Below are 20,986 nucleotides of genomic sequence, written 5' to 3'. Positions count from 1 at the left end.
CTTGCGGGTGCGGACTGATACGCTCCGCGGCCCCAGTCAAAGCTGGCATCGGACACTGCCGTTATGGCTCAGAAGTGTCCCCCCTGGCGGCCAGCGCCTCATCTACCTGCTGATCCCGCTGCCCGGTCATGCTGGCGTGACGGGCGATCAGGTGGTAGGTGGCGGGCACCACCAGCAGGGTAACCAGGGTCGCCAGGGAGAGACCGAAGAAGACCACGGTCCCCACCGCCATCCGGCTCTCGTAGCCAGCCCCCATGGAGAGCATCAGCGGCACAGCGCCGATGATGGCGGTGAGCGAGGTCATCAGGATCGGCCGCAGACGGCGCACCGAACCCGCGATGATCGCCTCTTCGAATCCTTCACCGCGCTGACGCAACTGGTTGATGAACTCGACGATGAGAATACCGTTCTTGGTCACCATGCCGATCAGCATGATCATCCCGATCTGGCTGTAGATGCTCATCTCCTGCCCCGTCAACCAGAGGCCAAGTAGACCGCCGAAGATGCCGAGCGGCACCGTCATCATCACCACGGTCGGGGTGAGGGTGCTCTCGAACTGGGCCACCAGCACCAGATAGACCACCAGCAGGGCGAGGCCGAAGACCATCGCCATCTCCCCCTGATTGTCGCGGTAATCCTTGGAGTCACCGGCGTAATCGACCGTCATGCCGCTCGGCAGATGCTCGTTGGCCCAGCCATCGAGGAAGTCGAGCGCCTCGCCCAGAGTGTGATCCGGTGCCACATCGGCGGTCAGGGTCACCGCCTTCTGGCGTTGATAGTGGTTGAGGCGGTTGGCGGTCGCCACCTGCTTGACGGTCGCCAGCGTCGAAAGGCTCACCATCTCGCCATTGGCCGCCTTCAGGTAGATGCGGCCGAGATCCGAGATGCCGTTGAACTCCTTCTGGTTGGCGCGCAGGTAGACGTCGTACTCCTCGCCCCTGTCCACATAGGTGGTCTTGCTCACCCCGCCCAGCATCGCCTGCAGAGTGCTGGCAACGGTGGAGACCGGTATGCCGAGCTGGCTGGCGCTGTCACGTGAGACGGTCACCTGCAGCTCCGGCGTTTTCTCGGCGTAGTCGAGATCCGGGCTTATCATCAGGCCGCTCGCCTGCGCCGCTTTTTGCAGCGCCAGCCCCTGCTGGTAGAGCTCGGCATAGTCGTTGCCCTGCAGCACGAACTGCACCGCAGCGGTAGAGCCGCCACGAAAGCCTGGCTGGAAGGTGCGGATCATCACATCGGGAATAACCGACAGCTTGGCCCCGAGCGAGCGGGAAAACTCGGTGGCGGTCACATCACGCTCGGCCCAGTCGGTGAGCTGGATAATCACCATACCGGTCTGATCACCGCCGCGGCCAAAGGCGGGGGTACTGAAGCTCATCGCCTTGACCACCCCCTGGCCCAGCATCGGCATGATGGTCGATTCTACCTGCTGCATGTTGCGCTTCATCCGCTCGATGCTGGTCCCCTCCGCCCCCTTGACGAAGACGAAGACCACACCGCGATCCTCGGTCGGGGTGAGACTGCTAGGCAGCTGGGTAAAGAGGGCACCGATACCGGCCAGACAGAGCAGCAGCGCCAGCGGCATCCAGCGGGAGCGACGAAGCAGCCCCTGCAGCAGGTGACGATAGTGCCCCTCCATCCGGCCCAAAGCGCGATCGAGGGCCGCCGTCAGCCGGTTCGGCTTGTCGAGCGGGCGCATCAGCCAGGAGCCCATGGCTGGCGTGAGGGTCAGCGCCACCAGCGAGGAGCAGAGCACCGCCAACGAAAGCAACATCGCAAACTCGGTAAAGAGCCTGCCCACCATACCATCCATAAAAGCGATGGGAATAAAGACCATTACCAGCACGGCGGTGGTAGCGATGACCGCAAAGCCCACCTCGCGGGTGCCGTGCCAAGCCGCCAGCAGGGGGGGCTCACCCCGCTGCAGATGGTGGTGAATGTTCTCCACCACCACGATGGCATCATCCACCACCAGACCGATGGCGAGAATAAGCGCCAGCAGGGTGATGAGGTTGATGGAAAAACCGAGATACCAGGCGCCGATAAAGGCGGAGATGAGCGACACCGGGACCGTGATGGCCGGAATGAGTGTGGTGCGCCCCTGCCCGAGGAACAGATAGAGCACTGCCACCACCAGCACGGCACAGATGGCCAGTGTTTCATATACCTCGTCGATGGCCTGCTTGATAAAGATGGTGGAGTCGTAGTCAACCTCAAGGGTGGCCCCCTCCGGCAGGAAGCGCTGCATCTCCACCAGCTTCTTCTCCACCCCCTGTGCCACCGCCAGCGGGTTGGCGGTGGACTGGGCGACGATGCCGATACCCAGACTCTCCTTACCATTGCGCTGGTAGGCACTGTCTTCGTTCTTGGCTCCCACCTCCACATCGGCAATATCGGCCAGATAGACACTCTGACCGTTGGTCGCGGTACGGACCTGCAACTGCTGGAAATCTTCGGCGGTGTGGTAGAGCCGGGCAATCTGCACCGACATGGTCATGGAGTTGTTGCGGATCTCGCCACCCGGCAGCTCGATGTTCTCGCGCTTGAGGGCATCCTGCACATCCGCCACCGTCACGCCGCGGGCCGCCATATCGGCCGGCCTCAACCGCACATACATCACCTGCGTCAGATCGCCGGAGAGCGCCACTTCACTCACCCCGTCCACCAGGCTCAAGGGGTCGACCAGCACCCGGGTGGCGTAGTCGGTCATGGCGGTACGATCCATCTGGCTGCTGCTGAAGTTGAGCCAGACCGCCACATCACCGCTGCCGCTATCCTTGGTCACCAGCGGTTCGTCGGCATCCTCCGGCAGCTTGCTCTTGGCGCGAGTCAGGGCGTCGCGCACATCGGAGACCCCCTCCACCATGTTCCAGCCAAGCTTGAACTCCACCGTGATCATCGAGCGCCCCTTGCGGGTCACCGAGTTGATATTCTTGATACCGCTGATGCCGGAGAGCTGATCCTCGATGGGCTTGGTGACCTGACTCTCCATCACTGCGGGAGCCGCGCCCTCATAGGTGGTGGTGATGGAGACCGACGGGATCTGCACGTCCGGCATCTCCCGCACCGTCAATTTGCTAAAAGCGACCAGACCGAACACGCTGAGCAGGGCACTGAGCACCACCGCCACCAGCGGTCGGCGTACTGAGATATCGGAGAGCCACATCAGCCATTTACCTCCGCCAGATCGTGCACCTTGGCACCATCACGCAAGTTGACCAGCCCCTCGACCACGATGCGATCGCCGACTTTCAGCCCCTCGGTAACCCAGACAGTCTCACCCTCGGTCTCGCCGAGCACCACTGGCACCCGCTTGACCCGGCCATCGGCCTCAAGGCGATAGACGAAACGCTGCTCGCCGGCGTACTCCACCGACTGGGCAGGGATCAGAGTGAGCTGGCGGGAAGGGAGCAAGAGCTCCACGTTGAGCAGCATGCCCGGGCGCAACTGGCCGTTATTATTGGGTAACTCGACCCTCGCCTTGATGTTCTGGGTCTCGTTGGAGATACGGCTATCGAGGGTGGTGAGGGTGCCGTTAAAGCGCTGATCCGGCCAGGCTGCGCTGGTCGCTGTCACCGCCATGCCGGGGCGCAGCAGGGAAAGGTAGCGCTCCGGCACTGCCAGATCGAGGCGCAGGGTGTCGATATCGTCGAGGTGCAACAGGGTATCGCCGCTATTGACCAGGGCCCCTTCGCTCAAATCAATCAGGCTCACGGTACCGGCAAAGGGAGCGGTGAGAGTGCGCTGGGAGAGTTCGTAACGGGCGGCATCGACCCGCGCCTGCACCTGATCAACGGTGGCCTCCTGCCCCTCCAACACCGACTGGGTGACGGCTCCACGGGCGACCAGCTTGCGCATCTCGGTCAGCTTGCGATTCTCGTCGCGCAGACTGGCACTCTGCTCGGCCAGCTCCGCCTGTTGCTTGCCCGCATCCAGCGCGACCAGCGTATCGCCCTTGTTGACCTGCTGACCCGACTGCACCGCAATCTTGACCAGGCGCCCGGTCACCTCGGGAGTGATCACCACCGAGTGGTTGGCCGCCAGTTTACCTACCAGCTTGAGAGTCGGCTCGGCCAGACTCTGCTTGACGGTCTGGGTACGAATATTTATCTCGCGGGAAGGGGCTTTGGCTGCTGGTTGCAAGTGGCCAACCGCCCACCAGATGGCCGCTACCAGAGAGAGCAGGCCGAGGCCAATCCAGATACGCATTTTCATCAAACAATCCATGAAGTGTTAAGAAGGGGAAATCTGAGTGGGGGCCATTTTAGCCCCAGACTATGCCGTGACTATGTATAAATGTGACAAAACGTAACAGGTGCATGGTGAACTCACCCGGTTTCAGGTAGTTCAGTTTGTTTTCACACCACATCGCATACACTAACGACAATTTCCTTCGCAACCCGACTGACTGCCTATGCCCAACATGTCTGGCCACCGTTTTCTCACACGCCTGACCTGGCTCCTGTTCGCCGTGGTCATCCTGCTGATTGGTTTGACTTTGTGGCAAAGCCTGAAACAGATTGAACGCCTCTATCAAAGCGATACCCTCAACAGTGCCATCTACCTGCGGGATCGGTTCAAACGGACCGAAGTATTTCTGGAGGCGATGCGCGGGCAGGCTGAGGAGCGACTGCGCAGCGACCCCCAGTCGGTGCTCACCCGCCAGCTCTATCGCCATATCGAGGCGCTGCCAGAGGGGCTGGCTCTCGACAAGCTCCCCGGTGATTTGCCGGCCGGACTGGCAGGCAACCTCACCGGTGATGGCCCGCTGCCGCCCCCCGGCAGCGAGCGTGAGGCACGCATTCATCTGGCCCTGAGCCTCTCCCCCTTGCTTGCCACCGCCAGCCAGCGCCTTGGCAACGAGATCGCCTGGGTCTACTTCACCGGTGTGGACAACTTTATCTATCTCTACCCTTGGCAACCCTCCAGCCGGTTTCGCTTTTATCCCACCATCTACCAGAAGAGCTTCTGGCAAGATGCGCTGCACAGCACCAATCCGGACAAGAAGACCGTTCTCTCGCGCCCCTATGAGGACTTTATCGGGCGCGGCCCCATGGTCACCATGTCCCAGCCCCTCTACAAAGAGGGAACTCTGGTGGGAATGATCAACATGGATGTGCTGCTCGCCCGCCTGCAGCAGCAGCTCGATCAGATGACCCCGGCGCTGGGGGAATATCTGCTGCTCAATCAGTACCACCAGGTGCTGGCCAGCAGCGCGCGCCAACCCGTGGCGCCGCAAAACACCGAACCGACCGGCGAATATCAATGGCGGCAAGGCACATTGCAGCTGACCATGGCGATACCTGATACCCCGTTGCGGCTGGTGCACAGCGTGACCCTGCTACCGCTGGTGTGGGCCATGCTCTGCCAGTCCGCGCCGACCCTGCTCGCCATCCTCTTTATGCTGCTGGCCGTCCTCTCCAACCTGAGATCCCATCGCCTCAACGAGCGGCTCAACTACCTCTCCTGCCACGATGCCCTTACCGGCGCTTTCAACCGCCACTATGTGGTGCTACTGGAGCAGGCGGGAGAGCTGGCCCGGCTGCAAGCGGGGATCCTGATGTTCGATGCGGATCACTTCAAACGGGTCAATGACAACTTCGGCCATGCCGTCGGCGATATCGTGCTGATCCGGCTGGTGCAGATCTGCCAGCAGCAGCTTGGGCCCACTGATCGCCTGATCCGCTGGGGGGGTGAAGAGTTTCTGCTGCTGATTGGCCGCAGTAACGCCGCACAGATCGGCGAACTGGCGGAGCGGCTGAGAAAGGCGGTGGCAGATCACGACTGGGCCGCCATCGAGCCCGAGCTGGAGGTCACCATCAGTCTCGGCTATCTGCCCCACCAGGAGAACCTTCCCCTGCACGAAGCGGTACGCCGCGCCGATGTGGCGCTCTATCAGGCCAAGGCCAACGGTCGCAACCGCAGCGAAAGATGGCAGGATGACGCCTCCTGACTCTCGGAGTAAGCTGAGCCCTCAACCCCTTTTTTGGAGGACTGTCGTGGCACGTAAACCCCGCGTAGGGCTCGCTCTCGGGAGCGGCGCAGCCAGAGGATGGGCCCATATCGGCGTCATCCGCGCCCTTGAACGTCTCGGCATCAAACCGGATTTGATCGCTGGCTGCTCCATCGGCAGCTTTGTCGGTGCCGCCTATGCCGCCGGAGAACTGGATCGGCTGGAAACCTGGGTGCGCGGCTTTACCCGCCTGCAGGTGGTCAGCCTGCTCGACCCGGCCCTCTCCGGCGGTCTGTTTCGCGGCGAAAAGGTGTTTGGTCTTGCCGCCAGCCATCTGGGGGATCCCGATCTCGAGAGCCTGCCCATCCCCTTCGCCTGCATCGCCACCGAGCTCGATACCGGCCGCGAGATCTGGCTGCAACAGGGCCCGCTGCGCCAGTCGGTGCGCGCCTCCTGCGGTATGCCGGGGATCCTAACCCCGACCCGGATCAACGACCGCTGGCTGGTCGATGGCGCCGTGGTCAATCCGGTGCCCATCTCGCTGGCCCGCGCCATGGGGGCCGAGGTGGTGATTGCGGTCAACCTCAACACCGATATGCACCAACCCTGGACCGACGAGCCGGATCAACCCGGCAGCGGCGGTCTGCTCAGCCAGTGGCTCAATCGCGGAGAATCCGCGCCAACCACCCCGGGTCTGTGGAGCGTGATGAGTGGCTCCATCAACATCATGCAGGAGCGGATCACCCGCGCCCGGATGGCCGGTGACCCACCGGAGATCCAGCTCTGCCCGCGCCTTGGCAGCTTCTCCATCATGGATTTTCATCGCGCCAGCGATGCCATCAACGAGGGGGAAGCCTGTGTCGAGCGCAACCTCGATCAGCTCAAGGATGAACTGGGCCGCCTCGGGTTGCTGGGCAATTAGTTGTCGACATGCTGCGGTTTACAAATGAAAAAAAGCGCCATTCGGCGCTTTTTTTCAACTCACTTACCCGGTCACTCCTTACGGTAGAAGAGCAACCCGAGCAGAATCACCCCCACAGAGACCAGCAGATAGAGTCCCAGACTGGGATTGGTGATACCGCCATACAGAATGATGAGTGCCCCCAAAGTGGCGCAGGTCGGGATCACAAACCGCTTTATCCGGCCCAACTCGGTAAAGGTGCGCATATACCAGACATAGAGGAACAGATAGAGGCCATAAATCAGCACGATCGGCATCTCGTCCAGAGCGATGTAACGACCGAATGTCTCGTTGATGCTGCAGTACCACAGCACTGAGTAGATCACCGACAACAACGCTGCCGCGAGGGCCGAGTTGATTGGCATGTGGTGATGCGGTTCGATACGGCTCATCCACTTGGGGGCTGGCCCCTGATTGCGGATCGCCAGCGAGTAGGGAATGCGCATGGTCGCCAACACCAGACCATTGAGGGTGCCGAGGCAGGAGATAATCACGAACACGGTCAAAATGGTCGAGGCAGTCCCGCCAAACAGGCTGGTTGTCGCGAGATTAACCGCGTTATCCCCTTGCGCCACTATCTCGTCCGTCGGCAAGACGCTGGCGATCCCCAGAAAATAGGTGACATAGACCACAAAGACTATCAGGGTGCCAATCACCAGTGCTCTGGGCAGATTCTTCTTGGAATCGCGAATTTCGCTGTTGATGGTCACGGCGGCGATCCACCCCTCATAAGCGAAGGCGGTGGCAACCACGGCCGTGGCCAGCGTGCCTCCGGTGCTTCCTATCCCATCCATTGCCTGCACAAAGTTGGTCACGGTGACACCATTGAGCAAGCCTGAAATGGTGCCCACAATGGCAACCAGGATCAGCGGGATCAACTTGATCAGGGTAGAGCCCACTTGCAGCTTCCCCGCCAGGACCGGGGTGTAGAAGTTGATCAGATAGGTGACCGTCATATAGACAGCCGCCAGTATCCAGGTCGCACCAGAGTTGGTCGGATTATCACTACCAAGCAAGATCATGGTGTACAGAGCGGCGACCCAGGCAAGGATGGCGGAAAGAGGGGCGTAATAGAGTACGCCTTTGAACCACCCCACCAGATAACCAAACATTTTGCCGTATGCCGCTTCGGCATAATCGACGATACCGTTGGACTTTTCGATCCGCTGGGCAAACTCGGCAAACACCAGCGCGCCGAAGATCATCGAAAATGCCCCCAACGCCCATGCCAGCAGCGCAATGGCCAGATTACCGCCAGTCAGACGCAGTACATCATCGGCCTTGAAGAAGACACCGGAGCCGATCACCACGCCGACCACCATCGCAATGGCAGTCATCAGGCCATAGCGTTTATCCAACTCATTACTGCTCATACCCATACTCCATACGATTGCTCATATCATCCTGAATGTAATAGTGTTCAGGTGGCCAGATACCACCAGGGGCCCACTTTTCGGGGCCGCTTATTCTCGTTGGCCTGCATGGATAATTCAAAGCGTGTTAGATCAAAATATCGATCGGCGACCCAAAAAAATACCGCCCGAAGGCGGCATTTCTATTCACATCGATGATCACGCCTTGGCGAGGTCATCCGGGCCAATCTGGCCGATTTCGGCGACTTTCTTGTCTGCCAGCAGCCAGAGGGTGAACTTGTGCAGATCCGGGTGGTGCGCCAGGGCAACCAGGAAGGCGCCCCCAACTTCACGGTAACCCAGCTCGTAGTTTTTCAGGGTTGTGGGGGGAACACCGAGCAAATCAGCAAACTTCGGACGGCTCAAACCGACCGCTTCACGGATCTGACGGATCTTCTTGCCAACAGTGACGATATTTGAATTCATAATGTTCCATACTCCGTTTGACGGATTAAATCCGTCTTTATTTTTCGCGACGACTCGTAGTCAAGTGTATCAGTTTTGTACGGACTCGTTATGGTCGAGCCTCTATCTTTATGAGCGCCTTTCGGCGACAACCCTTATCTTCAACGGGGGATGGTAATCGCTCAGCTGTCTCAGGTAAACAGTCTCGAAAAGAAACCTTTATTGTTGCCACCAGAATAACTCGTATAATCCGCCAGCTACCCATTAAGAGGAATAAGTATGGCGTTTCCCGGCATTATCTCTCGCCTGCACCCGGTTTCTGACCCGGCCCAATTGCAACAACAGCTCAGTCAAGGTGCACAATATCGTGCCGAAGCATTCTGGCTTCCGGCCTTGATGTCCAGCCAGGCCAGCGAGCTGTTGGCCGCCCTGCCGGAGAGCTGCAGCCTGTTTCTTGAACAGGAATCGCATAACCTACCCTTGCGCAGCCACGATGGTGCCCTGCATAACAATGAAGAGCTCACCACGGTAAATGGCCAGTTTATTGCGCTGGCAAGCGCCCCGGGTGATGGTGGTCTGGTAGCTGAATCGGGCATGTGCGAGATGGCCGACTGGCTGGAGGCGGGACACCGCCATTTCATCTGTTCAGCCGCGGTTCAGCCTGTGGCACGAGCCATCCTCAACATCTGGCCCCTGGATCCCTATCTGGCCCGCCACTACCTGATGGCGTTTACTCCCCTGCTGAAAAGTGCAACGGAAGCAGACTACCTCGAGGTGTTCACTGCCAGAGCAAACCCTGCCAACCCGCACTCCGACTGGGTTCAGGCCTATATGAAACTGGAAAAAAAACTGCACAGGGCCTATCTGGATCACTAATTAATCTGGATAAACAGCCATTTAAGGTCACGACACAATTTGCCACAAGGCTCATTTGTGAGCTTGATCATGTTTTAAAATCGGCATAGAGTGCGCCTCGTCATCGGAATGACATCAGTTGCCTGGCAGTGGTTTCTCACGCATTGCGTGCCATGCCAGCGCACTCGACACACCAGGAGAGTGTGCAACCCGGTTGTACCGGGTCATCTGCCAGACTCGACGCCAGCCGTACGGCGGAGCCTGCAGCTTACATAAATTACAAAGTGTGAAGCACGTGAATAACGTGCGATCTCAACGAGGATTTTTTTATGATGAAAATGGCTCCTTCCATGATCGCCATCGCCATGGCTGCTCTGGGTGCTACCGCTGCTCACGCCGCTGACGACATCTACTTCGGTGCCGGTGTCGGTGCTACTCACTTCAACGGCCTGAACAAGCTGGAAAGCACCAATGTAGGCCAGGAAGACGCGGCTGCCGCCAACGCCTTCATGGGTTACAACTTCACCGAAAACTTCGGTACCGAACTGGGCTACCAGTACACCGGTCGTGGCAACACCGACGGCAACCGTTACGAGAGCCAGGGTGCCACCCTGTCCGGTATCGCCCGTATGCCGGTTGGCAACGACTTCTCCCTGTTCGCTGAAGGCGGCGCCTACTGGGGTCACACCGACGGCCTGGGCACCAGCGACACTAAAGTTTCCCCGCTGGCTGGCGCCGGTGTGACCTACAAGGTAAATGACGCGCTGGATCTGCAAGCTCGTTACCGCTACATGTGGGACGTGGCTGACCTGCACGCCAACGGTGAGCGTTACAAGGCCAACCAGAGCATCGCTACTCTGGAAGCGGTATACCACCCGTTCCGCACTTCCTACGTAGCTCCGGTAGCTGCCCCGGTTGTTGAAGAAGCACCGGCTCCTGCTCCGCAAGTTGTAGAGAAGAACTTCGCACTGAACTCAGACGTGCTGTTTGCCTTTGGCAAAGAGACTCTGAAGCCGGAAGGCGTTGCAGCCCTGAATGCGCTGTACCAGCAGATCGTTGAGTTCCAGCCGAAAGATGGCAACGCTGTTGTTGTTGGTTACACCGACCGTATCGGTTCCGACGCGTACAACCAGAAGCTGTCTGAAGCCCGTGCCCGTACCGTTGCCAACTTCCTGGTGAGCAAAGGTATGGCTGCCAGCAAGGTTGCCATCGAAGGTCGTGGCGAAGCCAACCCGGTTACCGGCACCAAGTGCAACGGTATCACCGCTAAAGCTCAACTGATCTCCTGCCTGGCTCCGGATCGTCGCGTAGAAGTTCGCGTATCTGGCGTACAAGAAGTTCAGCAATAATCTGACCTCGTTCAGATAATGCAAAAGAAAGGGATGCTGCGGCATCCCTTTTTGTTTGCCTCATTCTCGCTTGCCTCATCCCTCACTCCCGCCTCCCTACCCTTGCCTGCCCCGCCCCGAAAGCATAAAGTAGTTGCGCCTGTAAGGTATTGGATAAGCACTAAAAAGCGCTTCTTGTCCGGTCTGTTGTCCATGACGCCAATGCATCATGAGAGTCCAAAGCCTTCGCTATCCACTTTGCTGGCGATTTTTCGCAGCAATAAAAACAAGTGCATTGCCCGACATGGGCTAACACAACGAGGATAAACCGATGAAACTCAAAATGGCTCCTACCCTGATTGCACTGGCGCTGGCCGCCGCAGGCACCACAGCTCAGGCTGCCGATGACTGGTACACCGGTGTTGGTGCAGGCTGGGCATATGCCCACGGTCTGGATGATTTTGGCAAAGACACTGACAAAGACGCCACTGCGCTGAGCCTGTTCGGCGGTTACAACTTCAACGACTACTACGCAGCTGAACTGGGCTACCTCTACGCCGGTAAAGCGGGCGTTGACGGTGCCGATTTCAAAACCCAGGGTGCAACCCTCTCCGGTATCGCCCGCCTGCCACTGGGTGACATCTTCTCGGTGTTTGCCGAAGGTGGTGCCTACTTCAACCACGTCAACGGCAATGGCAACAGCGACAACGGCACTGCGCCGCTGGCCGGTCTGGGGGTGACAGCCAAGCTCTCCGACCTTATCGATGTGCAAGCCCGCTACCGCTACATGTGGAGTCTGGGTGACGAGCAGAAGACCTGGGAGAGCGACATGAGCGTCGCAACCCTGGAGCTGGTGATGCACCCGAACCGCACCACTTACGTGGCCCCCGCTCCGGCACCAGCACCCGAGCCAACCCCAGAACCTGTGGTGGTTGACAAGAACTTCGCCCTGAGCTCTGACGTGCTGTTTGCCTTTGGCAAATCCACCCTCAAGCCAGAAGGTGTCGCAGCGCTCAACACCCTGTATCAGCAGATCGTCGACGTACAGCCAAAAGATGGCAGTGCCGTGGTCGTCGGTTACACCGACCGTATCGGCACTGACGCCTACAACCAGAAACTCTCCGAAGCACGCGCCCGTACCGTAGCCGACTTCCTGGTTGGCAAGGGCCTGCCGGCTGGCAAAGTTGCCATCGAAGGCCGCGGTGAAGCCAATCCGGTCACAGGCACCCAGTGCAACAGCGTCAAGGGCAAGGCTCAGCTGATCTCCTGCCTGGCGCCGGATCGCCGCGTTGAAGTGCGCGTCACCGGTGTGCAACAAGTCACACAATAATCCTGATCACCTGGATAAGCAGGAGGCCATATGGCCTCCTTTTTATTGTCTTCCATGCCGCCCACCTCAGGCTATCTTTCCTCTTCCCGCATGGTTTCAGTGACATAGGTTCACTTATGGCCGCAATCCACACCTCTTGAGTGGTTAAATACAACCTGTCACCTATACATAAGTGTGGGGTTTGACCAACAAGCAGCCCCACTAAACCACACATCGACGAGGATACGCGATGAACATAAGATTAAAACCTGTGTGGATTGCACTGGCATTGGCGAGCACAGGCGCACAAGCGGTACCGGTCCATGACTGGTATGCCGGGATAGGCGGTGGCTGGGCGATAGCCCACGATCTGAATGATTTCAGCCAGGATGTCAGCAAGGATGCGACTGCGCTCTCCCTGTTTGGCGGCTACAACTTCACGGAGAACCTGGGCGCCGAAATTGGTTACCTCTCCACAGGTGACTGGGATATCAGCGGTCATGAGTTCAACAGCAAGGGAGCTACCCTGTCTGTGATTGGTCGTTTGCCGCTCAGCGAGATGTTCTCGGTGTTTGCCGAGGGTGGTGGCTATATCTATCACGTTGAATCGATCAATGGCGGGGACGACAACCTGGCACCGTTGGCAGGTCTGGGAGTGACGGCCCGGCTCCATGACTGGGTCGATCTCCAGGCCAGGTATCGTTATCTGGTCAGGGTCGGCGATGATCCTGACAATGACAAGGCAAACAGCGGCACCCAGCGTTGGGTCAGCGACATCAGCACAGCAACCCTGGAAGTAGTGATCCATCCCAATCGCAGCCAGCCGACAGAGCCGGCTCCCACGCCCGCACCGGTCGTGGTCCCCCCGCCACCGGCCGAACCGGAGGTGGTAGATCAGACCTTCAACCTCAGTTCCGATGTGTTGTTCGCCTTTGGCAAAGCGGACCTAAAACCGGAGGGGATGAGCGCGCTGGACGCTCTCTACCAGCAGATCGTCGATGTACAACCCAAGGATGGCAGTGCGGTGGTGATGGGATATACCGACCGTATCGGCTCGGATGCCAGCAATCAGAGGTTGTCAGAAGCTCGGGCCCAAACCGTTGCCGACTTTCTGATCAACAAAGGGCTGCCTGCCGACAAGGTAAGCATTCAGGGCAATGGCGAGAGCAATCCGGTCACCGGCAACCAGTGTGACGACATCAAGGCCAGAGCCGCCCTCATAGACTGCCTTGGGCCGGATCGCCGGGTCGAGGTGCGCGTCACCGGCGTACAGGGCGCCAGCGAGTAGTTGATCTTGAGGCGATAACCATGTCAGACGTGCAGTAAAAAGGGATGCCGAGGCATCCCTTTTGCTTTGCATCTTCTCGCAGAAATCAGAACGAGGTGCGGCGGTAGCGGCGATACTCCGGATGCCAGAAGTTGGCGTCGATGGCCTGATCGATCACCTCGTCCGGGGTCTGCACCGCCTTGCCCTGCAGCATGGCGGTCTTGGCCACCATCTTGGCGATGTAGCGGGAGACCTGATGGATATCCGCCAGATCCGGCAGCAGAGAACCCTCCTCCCCTTTCACCAGCGGCGAACACTCCGCCAGCGCGCGGCTGGCCGACATCAGCATGGCGTCGGTCACCCGGGTGGCGCCGGAGGCGATGACGCCAAGGCCGATCCCCGGGAAGATGAAGGAGTTGTTGCACTGGGCGATGACGTAGCGCTTGCCCTTGTGCTCCACCGGTGCAAACGGACTGCCGGTTGCCACCAGCGCCTGACCGTCGGTCCAGCGGATGAGGTCTGCCGGCGTCGCCTCGACCCGGGAGGTGGGGTTGGAGAGCGGGAAGATGATGGGACGGGCACAGTGCTTGTGCATGGTCTTGACCACCTCTTCGGTAAACAGCCCAGGCTGGCCGGATACCCCGATCAGGATGTCCGGGCGACCGTGCTCCATCACCTCCAGCAGGGAGATATTGTCCCCCACTGGCCAGTCTTTGATCCGCTCCACCGGCTGGGAGAGACGGCGCTGGAAGTCGAGCTGGTTGGGGATCTTGTCGGTGATAAGACCAAAGCGGTCCACCATAAAGACCCGGCTGCGGGCCTGCGCATCGGTCAGCCCTTCGGCCTTCATCTGCGCCACGATCTGCTCGGCGATACCGCAACCGGCGCTGCCCGCCCCGAGGAAGGCAACCCGCTTCTCGGAGAGCTTGGCGCCGGAGGCCTTGCAGGCGGCGATCAGGCTGCCCAAGGTCACCGCTGCAGTGCCCTGAATATCGTCGTTGAAGCAGCAGAGCTCGTTCTTGTAGCGGTTAAGCAGCGGCATGGCGTTGTTCTGGGCGAAGTCCTCGAACTGCAGCAGGATGTCGGGCCAGCGGCGTTTGACCGCCTGAATGAAGGCATCGACAAACTCGGCGTACTCATCCCCCGAGATACGCGGATTGCGCCACCCCATATAGAAGGGGTCATTCAGCAGTTGCTGGTTGTTGGTGCCGACATCCAACACCACCGGCAGGCAGTAGGCGGGCGAGATGCCACCACAGGCGGTGTAGAGGGAGAGCTTGCCGATGGGAATGCCCATGCCGCCGATCCCCTGATCACCCAGACCCAGGATCCGCTCGCCATCGGTCACTACGATCACCTTGACGTTCTGCTTGGTGGCGTTTTGCAGCATGTCATCGATCCTGTCCTTGTCCGGATAGGAGATAAACAGGCCACGGGCGCGGCGATAGATGTTGGAGAACTCCTCGCACGCCTTGCCCACCGTCGGGGTGTAGATGATGGGCAGCATCTCGGTCAAGTGGTTGTGCAGCAGACGGTAGAACAGCGTCTCGTTGGTATCCTGGATGTTGCGCAGATAGATGTGCTTGTCCATGTCGTTGCCAAACGCCATGAACTGGCGATAGGCACGCTCGGCCTGCTCTTCGATGGTCTCGATATTCTGGGGCAACAGACCTTCGAGGTTGAAGTTGCTGCGCTCTTCGCTGGTGAAGGCGCTGCCCTTGTTGAGCAAAGGGGTCTCCAGCAGGGCGGGACCGGCGTAGGGAATGTAGAGAGGACGTTTCTGGTTATTATCTTCAAACATGGATCTTGGTACCTAAACGGTTAGCTAGACGCAGGGACCCGCCGATCCTAGGGGCTTGTGTCATTAATTTCAAAGAGTTTGCACATCCGTTGCAAAAGGTTTGCGACCCAGTCGACGAAAGGCGCCGGGGGTCTGACCAGTCAGACGGCGAAAGCAGTTGGCAAAGTTGGCCCCATCGCTGTAACCGACCCGGGCCGCCAGCTCGCCAAGTGGCCAGTTGGTATAGAGCAGCAGCTGGCGTGCCTTGTTCATTCTGAGCTCGGTCACCCTCGCAATCGGCCCCATACCGAACACTTGCTGACAAAGCCGGTGCAGATGGGGGACGGAGCAGGCCATCTGTCGGGCCAACAGGGCGACACTCCAGGGCTCGTCCAGGCGCGCCTCCACCCGGCGAAACAGCGCCTGCAATCTGAGTTCAGGGGTACCGCGCACCTCCCCTTGCAGGGTACGCTCCAGCAGCGCCAGCAACAGGCTAAGCAGTTGGGGTTGCAGCGAAGAGCGAACCCCCTCCCCCTGCATCAGGCTGAGCAGATGATAGAGCTGATCGCCGCCATCCCCTTGCCAGATACGGTGACCAAGGCGGTGCAGGTGCTGCCAGCGCGGCACGTCATCGAGCAGAATCCAGCTGATCTGCCAGCTTTCGCCAATCAGCTTGAGACCGCCGGGGACGGCGGCGGGCAGGAAAATCAGCGACCCGGCCGGAATGGCTTGCTCCCCCTCTTCGGTGAGCAGCGCGCCCCCTTCATCGTGACTCACCATCAGGATGTGAAACTCGGGGCGATTGCGGCGGATCAGGTAGTGATCCCGCACCCGGGAGAGGCCGGTCAGGAAGATCCCTGCCTCGCCGAGCAGGGGGAGCCCCTCTCGCCCCAGCATCCGTTCTTCACAGGCTGGCGCTATCTCCAGACACTCTCTGGCAAATGGCATAACACCTCAAAAGGATAGTTTTACACAAGAAAATCGAGATCTACTCACAGTGGTAACTGCTCTACACCCCCTTATCATAACCATGACAACCCTTGCTTTTCTCATACCCGGTTAACAACTATGAATTATTGGCAAGCGATTTTAAAACAAACCACCGATCGCGAGTTCATGACCCGATTGTGGCGACTGGCCCTGCCCGTCTCGCTGCAATCCATGATGTTCTCCCTGCTCGGCCTCATCGATATCATGATGGTGAGCCAGCTTGGTACCACAGCTGTGGCGGCGGTCGGCTTGGGTAACCGGGTCTTCTTCTTCAATCTGCTGGTGATAGCGGGCCTCGCGGGCGGGGTCTCGGTATTGGCAGCACAATACTTCGGGCGCGGGGAGATGGCCGGGGTACGCCGCTCCCTGGCGCTGGCCATAGTGGGCGCCCTGCTGGTCACCCTGCCCTTTGCCTTCATCTATGTGTTATCACCGGGCAGCGTGCTCGGCTTTGCCAGTCAGGATCCGGCGCTGCGGGCACTGGCGGATCAATTCTTGATGATCACCGGCGCCACCATCCTCTGTACCGCCATCGTGGTGCCGCTGGAATCAGCCCTGCGCTCGGTGGGCAATGCCGCCGCGCCGACCCGGATCGGCATTATCGCCATCATCGCCAACGTCATCCTCAACTACGCCCTCATCTTCGGTCACTTCGGCTTCGAGGCAATGGGGGTGGCCGGCTCGGCCTGGGGCACCACCATTTCACGGCTGCTGCAGACAGCCCTGCTGCTGCTCTACGTAAAGCGTTATGAAGCGCGCCTGATCCCGCGTGCACCAGACTGGCTGGCCGCCTTCAAACGCAAGGAGGTGGTGCGCTTTACCCTGATCGCCCTGCCGCTGCTGTTCCATGACGGCCTCTGGGCCTTCGGCATGCTGATTTACGGCTTTCTCTATGCCCATCTTGGCACCGATTCGCTGGCCATCATGACCACCCTCGGCACCCTGGAGAGCATCCTTATCTCCCTCTTCTTCGGACTGGCGGTGGCCTGCTCCACCCTGCTCGGCCACCGGCTCGGGGCCGAGGAGTACGAGATTGCCTGGCAGCACTCCCAGCTGTTCCTGCTGCTGGCACCGATTGGCGCGCTACTGGTGGGGATCATCGTCTGGCTGCTGCAAGCCAACCTGCTGCAGTGGGTCGGCAACCTGCCCCCCGAGCTGATGACGGAAGCGGGACAGGTGCTCGGCATCATGTGCCTCGGGATGCTGCTCAAGGTGTTCAACATGGTGGGGATCATCGGGGTGCTGCGCTCTGGCGGCGATGTGAACTACAGCATCTTCATCGATATTGTCGGCATGTGGTGCATCGGCATCCCGCTCGCCTGGGTGGCGGTCACTCTGCTCGGCTGGCCCCTCTCCTGGGTGGTGGCGGTGGTCTTGCTGGAGGAGCTCAGCAAAGTGTTGCTGGTGCAGCGCCGTATTCGCCAACGCTGCTGGTTGAAGAATCTGGTGATCGGATAAACAGCCACAAATCGGGGTCATATCAATGACAGAAAAACCCTGTTTGCAGTATGCTGGGCGCCTCTTCAATCAGAGGCAGGGATCCACGATTTCCCTGTCCAGTAGTCGTTTAAGGAGACGAGCATGCAACCACAGAAAGAGCTGATCACCGAGACGGCCCTGCTTGAGATGGCCAACAAGATCATCAAAGAGCATGAAGACTTCATCCACGGTATGCGCGCCGATTCGGTGGAGCAGAAGGGGGATATTCTGGTGTTCAAGGGGGAGTATTTCCTGGCCGAAGACGGCACCCCGACCGGCAAGACCATGGCAGTCTTCAACATGTTCAAGCTGCTGGCCCAGCAGCTCTCCGGCAAGTACAAGCTGGCCTGATCTCGTCAGCTCATTGCCTACAGGATGCCGCCCTCAGGCGGCATCTGTTTTTGCGCGGTTTTGCCCCTCGACCACCACGCAGTTGCGTCCCGCCATCTTGGCCTGATAGAGGCACTCGTCAGCACGGTTGATCAGAATATCGATGGTGTCATCGGAACGGGCCATGGCAATCCCGATACTCACCGTCACCTCCAGCAATTCGTCCGAGGTGGGGCTCTTCACCAGCCGCGCCTCAACGGCAATGCGCAGCCGCTCGGCCATTTTGCTCGCCAGCGCCGGATCTGCGCAGTTGTGCATCAGGATGGCAAACTCTTCGCCGCCATAACGCCCCAGCACCATGTCAGGCTCCAGCTGCTCCCCCAGGGTGGTCGCCACCTCCTTGAGCACCGCATCCCCCGCCAGATGGCCGTAGATATCGTTGATCCGCTTGAAGCGATCGAGATCCAGCAGCATCACTGCAAAGGGCTTCTTCTTGAGTTGCAGCCGGATTCTGGCCTGCTCCAGCTGCTTCATCAGCAGGCGGCGGTTCATCATGCCGGTCAGCTCATCGGTGGTCGATTCCCGATATAGCCGCAGCAGCATGTTGAGCTGGCCACACTGCACCCAGCAGCTGGCCATGGTAAACATGCCGAGCACCCACACCTGATTCAGGGTGGCCTGACTCCAGATGCTCTGGCCCACCAGCAGCCAGTGGCCCAGCAGCATGGTCACCAGTACCACACCAGCCAGTTGCAAGCCGAGGGAGAGGGGGATGGGGAAGATGGCAAACAGGGTGATCAGCAGATAGGGAAAGGCCGCATAACCCGCCTGCAACTCCTGTCCGGCGCCAAAGCTGTTCAGGCAGAAGAGGGAGAAGAGCATCATCACGGCCATCAGGTAGCCAAGGGCCAGCTTCATCCGTTCCCGCTTGAAGTGGATGAGGTACGAGAGCGGAATAAGTGGCGAGAGCGCCAGGGTGCAGAAGATCCTGGCCTGAAACAGCTGCTCGAAATGAACGGCGGGCAAAGTCAGCCAATCCACCACGGCCCAGGCGGGCAAACCAATCATCAGCAGGCAGGTGAGCAGGCGCAGACGCACCGTCATAAACCCCATACGAGTACGGGTAAAGTCTTCGGAGTGAGCCCTGGCACTCCAGAACTCTGACAACTTGAGCATCCATCGCCTCCACTTCAAGGTCGAGTGGCTCATTCTACACCTACAAAGTGGTAAAAATGTCATTAGCGGGGGGAATAAAACGGAGAGGTCGATCACACAAACCGACAGATGATAATCGCAGCGCGCAAACGTTTCAACCCATCAAAAAATAAACCTTTTTTTGCATAATTAGCGCTGGTCAGCCTCATTTCAATCACTACAATAGCGCCCAATTTTCTCCCCCCTCCCCACACAATTCGAGGTACTTATGGAACAGGCTGCTGTCACACGCGCCAATCGAGAGGCACATCCACCCAGGCGAGCCCATAGCGAACTGGTCTATGGCATAGAGGATGTCCCGCCTCTGCCCCAGACGCTGTTCGCCGCCCTGCAGCATATGCTCGCCATGTTTGTCGCCATCATTACCCCGCCCCTGATTATCGCCAATGCCCTCGGCCTCCCTGCCGCCGACACCCGTTATATCGTCTCCATGTCGCTGGTCATGTCCGGCATCGCCTCCTTCATTCAAACCCGCCGCTTCGGCCCCATCGGTTCCGGCCTGCTCTCGGTACAGGGCACCAGCTTCAACTTCCTCGGCCCCATCATCGCCTCCGGTCTCGCCCTCAAACAGGCCGCCATGCCCACCGAGGATCTGTTGGGCACATTGTTTGGCACCATGATGGTTGCCGCACTCACTATCGTGGTGATGAGCCGCTTCCTCCATCTGGTGAAACGGATCATCACCCCGCTGGTCACCGGCATAGTGGTGCTGCTGATCGGCCTGACCCTGATCAAGGTAGGCCTGATCAGCATGGGCGGCGGCTATGCAGCCCTCTCCGATGGCAGCTTCGCCAGTCACACCAACCTCTTCCTCTCCCTGCTGGTGCTCGGCCTTATCGTGTTGCTGCAACGCAGTCGCAACCCCTGGTTGCGCCTCTCCGCCATCATGATCGCCATGCTGGCGGGCTATGCCGTGGCCCTGCTGTTGGGCAAAGTGAGCGCCCCCACCTTCGACGGCCCGCTGGTGATGGTGCCCATTCCGCTCCACTACGGTCTCGGCTTTGACTGGCAGCTGTTCGTGCCGCTCGCCATCATCTTCGTGGTGACGGCGCTCGAGGCCATCGGCGACATGACCGCCACCTCGGATATCTCCGGCGAGCCACTGGAAGGGCCTGTCTATATGGAGCGGATTAAAGGCGGCGTGCTGGCCGATGGTGCCAACTCCATGCTGGCAGCGGTTTTCTCCACCTTCCCCATGTCCACCTTCGCCCAGAATAACGGCGTCATTCAGCTGACCGGGGTGGCCAGCCGTCACGTCGGTCTCTTTATCGCCGCCATGCTGGCCCTGCTCGGCCTGTTCCCGGCGGTCGCGAGTCTGGTGCAACAGATCCCCGAGCCCGTGCTGGGCGGAGCGACCATCGTCATGTTTGGCACCATCGCCGCCGCCGGGGTGCGCATCATTGCCCGCGAGGAGCTGGACAGACGCGCCCTGATGATCCTGGCGGTGTCGCTGGCCATGGGGCTGGGAGTCGCGCAGGTGCCGGAAGTGCTGCAACACCTGCCGGAGCTGGCCAAGAGCGTGCTCTCCTACGGCGTCGCCACCGGTGGCATTACCGCTATCGTGCTCAACCTGCTGCTGCCCAAGCGCGAAGCGCGTCACTCCTGAGACACAGCCTACCGATAGCAAACAGCCCCGCACTGCGGGGCTTTACCTTGCCAGTCGCCACGGGTAGTGTGCTGGGCAGCCTTTTTTGAGGATGCC

At 59.6% G+C, this 20,986-nt stretch carries 16 protein-coding genes; 9 read left to right on the top strand and 7 right to left on the bottom strand.

Annotated features, from left to right (window positions below; all coding sequences use genetic code 11):
- Positions 1–61 precede the first annotated feature (61 nt).
- Both G5533_RS05320 and G5533_RS05315 read right to left on the bottom strand, forming a co-directional pair.
- Positions 62–3,166: an efflux RND transporter permease subunit gene (locus G5533_RS05320; protein WP_441254585.1), complete on the bottom strand. Its 3,105-nt coding sequence runs from the start codon at positions 3,164–3,166 to the stop codon at positions 62–64.
- On the bottom strand, positions 3,166–4,215 hold the full coding sequence (locus G5533_RS05315) for an efflux RND transporter periplasmic adaptor subunit (RefSeq protein WP_216951819.1): 1,050 nt from the start codon (positions 4,213–4,215) through the stop codon (positions 3,166–3,168). Before G5533_RS05315 ends, G5533_RS05320 begins: the two co-directional genes overlap by 1 nt.
- Positions 4,216–4,414: 199 nt before the next feature.
- Here G5533_RS05315 and G5533_RS05310 point away from each other — a divergent pair, with 199 nt between their 5' ends.
- Together G5533_RS05310 and G5533_RS05305 are read left to right on the top strand one after the other, a co-directional pair.
- Positions 4,415–5,953, top strand: coding sequence for a sensor domain-containing diguanylate cyclase (locus G5533_RS05310; protein WP_227341095.1), 1,539 nt, complete (start codon positions 4,415–4,417; stop codon positions 5,951–5,953).
- 46 nt (positions 5,954–5,999) lie between these two features.
- Positions 6,000–6,875, top strand: a complete 876-nt coding sequence (locus G5533_RS05305; protein ID WP_441254584.1) for a patatin-like phospholipase family protein — start codon at positions 6,000–6,002, stop codon at positions 6,873–6,875.
- Between the two features lie 71 nt (positions 6,876–6,946).
- On the opposite strand, the gene G5533_RS05300 is transcribed toward G5533_RS05305, so the two are convergent.
- Together G5533_RS05300 and G5533_RS05295 are read right to left on the bottom strand one after the other, a co-directional pair.
- A complete protein-coding gene (locus G5533_RS05300; protein ID WP_441254583.1) occupies positions 6,947–8,287 on the bottom strand; it encodes an APC family permease in 1,341 nt (446 codons plus the stop codon).
- Positions 8,288–8,485: 198 nt separating this feature from the next.
- A complete protein-coding gene (locus G5533_RS05295) occupies positions 8,486–8,752 on the bottom strand; it encodes a helix-turn-helix domain-containing protein (RefSeq protein WP_005338367.1) in 267 nt (88 codons plus the stop codon).
- Positions 8,753–9,010: 258 nt separating this feature from the next.
- On the opposite strand from G5533_RS05295, the gene G5533_RS05290 reads away from it, so the two are divergent.
- The 4 genes from G5533_RS05290 to G5533_RS05275 all read left to right on the top strand — a co-directional run bounded on the left by G5533_RS05290 (position 9,011) and on the right by G5533_RS05275 (position 13,511).
- On the top strand, positions 9,011–9,607 hold the full coding sequence (locus tag G5533_RS05290) for a hypothetical protein (protein WP_441254582.1): 597 nt from the start codon (positions 9,011–9,013) through the stop codon (positions 9,605–9,607).
- Between the two features lie 308 nt (positions 9,608–9,915).
- Complete coding sequence (ompA, locus tag G5533_RS05285; protein WP_421206209.1) at positions 9,916–10,935, top strand: porin OmpA; 1,020 nt, start codon at positions 9,916–9,918, stop codon at positions 10,933–10,935.
- A 310-nt stretch (positions 10,936–11,245) separates the two neighbouring features.
- Positions 11,246–12,244: a porin OmpA gene (gene ompA, locus G5533_RS05280; protein ID WP_216951824.1), complete on the top strand. Its 999-nt coding sequence runs from the start codon at positions 11,246–11,248 to the stop codon at positions 12,242–12,244.
- Positions 12,245–12,473: 229 nt separating this feature from the next.
- Positions 12,474–13,511: an OmpA family protein gene (locus tag G5533_RS05275; protein WP_421206207.1), complete on the top strand. Its 1,038-nt coding sequence runs from the start codon at positions 12,474–12,476 to the stop codon at positions 13,509–13,511.
- Between the two features lie 85 nt (positions 13,512–13,596).
- Here the strand turns inward: G5533_RS05275 and G5533_RS05270 are convergent, their stop codons facing one another.
- Both G5533_RS05270 and G5533_RS05265 read right to left on the bottom strand, forming a co-directional pair.
- The gene (locus G5533_RS05270; protein ID WP_100654267.1) at positions 13,597–15,291 is read right to left on the bottom strand and encodes an NAD-dependent malic enzyme; all 1,695 of its coding nucleotides are present in this window, start codon (positions 15,289–15,291) and stop codon (positions 13,597–13,599) included.
- A 69-nt stretch (positions 15,292–15,360) separates the two neighbouring features.
- Positions 15,361–16,218: a helix-turn-helix transcriptional regulator gene (locus G5533_RS05265; RefSeq protein WP_441254581.1), complete on the bottom strand. Its 858-nt coding sequence runs from the start codon at positions 16,216–16,218 to the stop codon at positions 15,361–15,363.
- 120 nt (positions 16,219–16,338) lie between these two features.
- On the opposite strand from G5533_RS05265, the gene G5533_RS05260 reads away from it, so the two are divergent.
- The gene (locus G5533_RS05260; protein ID WP_047435970.1) at positions 16,339–17,718 is read left to right on the top strand and encodes an MATE family efflux transporter; all 1,380 of its coding nucleotides are present in this window, start codon (positions 16,339–16,341) and stop codon (positions 17,716–17,718) included.
- Positions 17,719–17,841: 123 nt separating this feature from the next.
- The gene (locus G5533_RS05255; RefSeq protein ID WP_005338382.1) at positions 17,842–18,090 is read left to right on the top strand and encodes a YciN family protein; all 249 of its coding nucleotides are present in this window, start codon (positions 17,842–17,844) and stop codon (positions 18,088–18,090) included.
- A 33-nt stretch (positions 18,091–18,123) separates the two neighbouring features.
- On the opposite strand, the gene G5533_RS05250 is transcribed toward G5533_RS05255, so the two are convergent.
- The gene (locus G5533_RS05250) at positions 18,124–19,245 is read right to left on the bottom strand and encodes a GGDEF domain-containing protein (RefSeq protein ID WP_421231272.1); all 1,122 of its coding nucleotides are present in this window, start codon (positions 19,243–19,245) and stop codon (positions 18,124–18,126) included.
- Positions 19,246–19,492: 247 nt separating this feature from the next.
- Here G5533_RS05250 and G5533_RS05245 point away from each other — a divergent pair, with 247 nt between their 5' ends.
- The gene (locus G5533_RS05245; RefSeq protein ID WP_040066712.1) at positions 19,493–20,890 is read left to right on the top strand and encodes a nucleobase:cation symporter-2 family protein; all 1,398 of its coding nucleotides are present in this window, start codon (positions 19,493–19,495) and stop codon (positions 20,888–20,890) included.
- The last annotated feature ends 96 nt before the right edge of the window (positions 20,891–20,986 follow it).

The sequence above is a fragment of the Aeromonas sp. A600620 genome (assembly GCF_029479985.1).
GTDB lineage: Bacteria > Pseudomonadota > Gammaproteobacteria > Enterobacterales > Aeromonadaceae > Aeromonas > Aeromonas veronii_A.
This window is presented reverse-complemented; position numbering and strand designations above follow the sequence as displayed.

Coding starts and splice junctions, on each gene's coding strand:
- G5533_RS05290 (WP_441254582.1), top strand. CDS start 9,011: ATGGCGTTTCCCGGCATTATCTCTCGCCTGCACCCGGTTTCTGACCCG.
- G5533_RS05315 (WP_216951819.1), bottom strand. CDS start 4,215: ATGAAAATGCGTATCTGGATTGGCCTCGGCCTGCTCTCTCTGGTAGCG.
- G5533_RS05250 (WP_421231272.1), bottom strand. CDS start 19,245: ATGCTCAAGTTGTCAGAGTTCTGGAGTGCCAGGGCTCACTCCGAAGAC.
- G5533_RS05255 (WP_005338382.1), top strand. CDS start 17,842: ATGCAACCACAGAAAGAGCTGATCACCGAGACGGCCCTGCTTGAGATG.
- G5533_RS05265 (WP_441254581.1), bottom strand. CDS start 16,218: ATGCCATTTGCCAGAGAGTGTCTGGAGATAGCGCCAGCCTGTGAAGAA.
- G5533_RS05275 (WP_421206207.1), top strand. CDS start 12,474: ATGAACATAAGATTAAAACCTGTGTGGATTGCACTGGCATTGGCGAGC.
- ompA (WP_421206209.1), top strand. CDS start 9,916: ATGATGAAAATGGCTCCTTCCATGATCGCCATCGCCATGGCTGCTCTG.
- ompA (WP_216951824.1), top strand. CDS start 11,246: ATGAAACTCAAAATGGCTCCTACCCTGATTGCACTGGCGCTGGCCGCC.
- G5533_RS05260 (WP_047435970.1), top strand. CDS start 16,339: ATGAATTATTGGCAAGCGATTTTAAAACAAACCACCGATCGCGAGTTC.
- G5533_RS05310 (WP_227341095.1), top strand. CDS start 4,415: ATGCCCAACATGTCTGGCCACCGTTTTCTCACACGCCTGACCTGGCTC.
- G5533_RS05270 (WP_100654267.1), bottom strand. CDS start 15,291: ATGTTTGAAGATAATAACCAGAAACGTCCTCTCTACATTCCCTACGCC.
- G5533_RS05245 (WP_040066712.1), top strand. CDS start 19,493: ATGGAACAGGCTGCTGTCACACGCGCCAATCGAGAGGCACATCCACCC.
- G5533_RS05300 (WP_441254583.1), bottom strand. CDS start 8,287: ATGAGCAGTAATGAGTTGGATAAACGCTATGGCCTGATGACTGCCATT.
- G5533_RS05320 (WP_441254585.1), bottom strand. CDS start 3,166: ATGTGGCTCTCCGATATCTCAGTACGCCGACCGCTGGTGGCGGTGGTG.
- G5533_RS05295 (WP_005338367.1), bottom strand. CDS start 8,752: ATGAATTCAAATATCGTCACTGTTGGCAAGAAGATCCGTCAGATCCGT.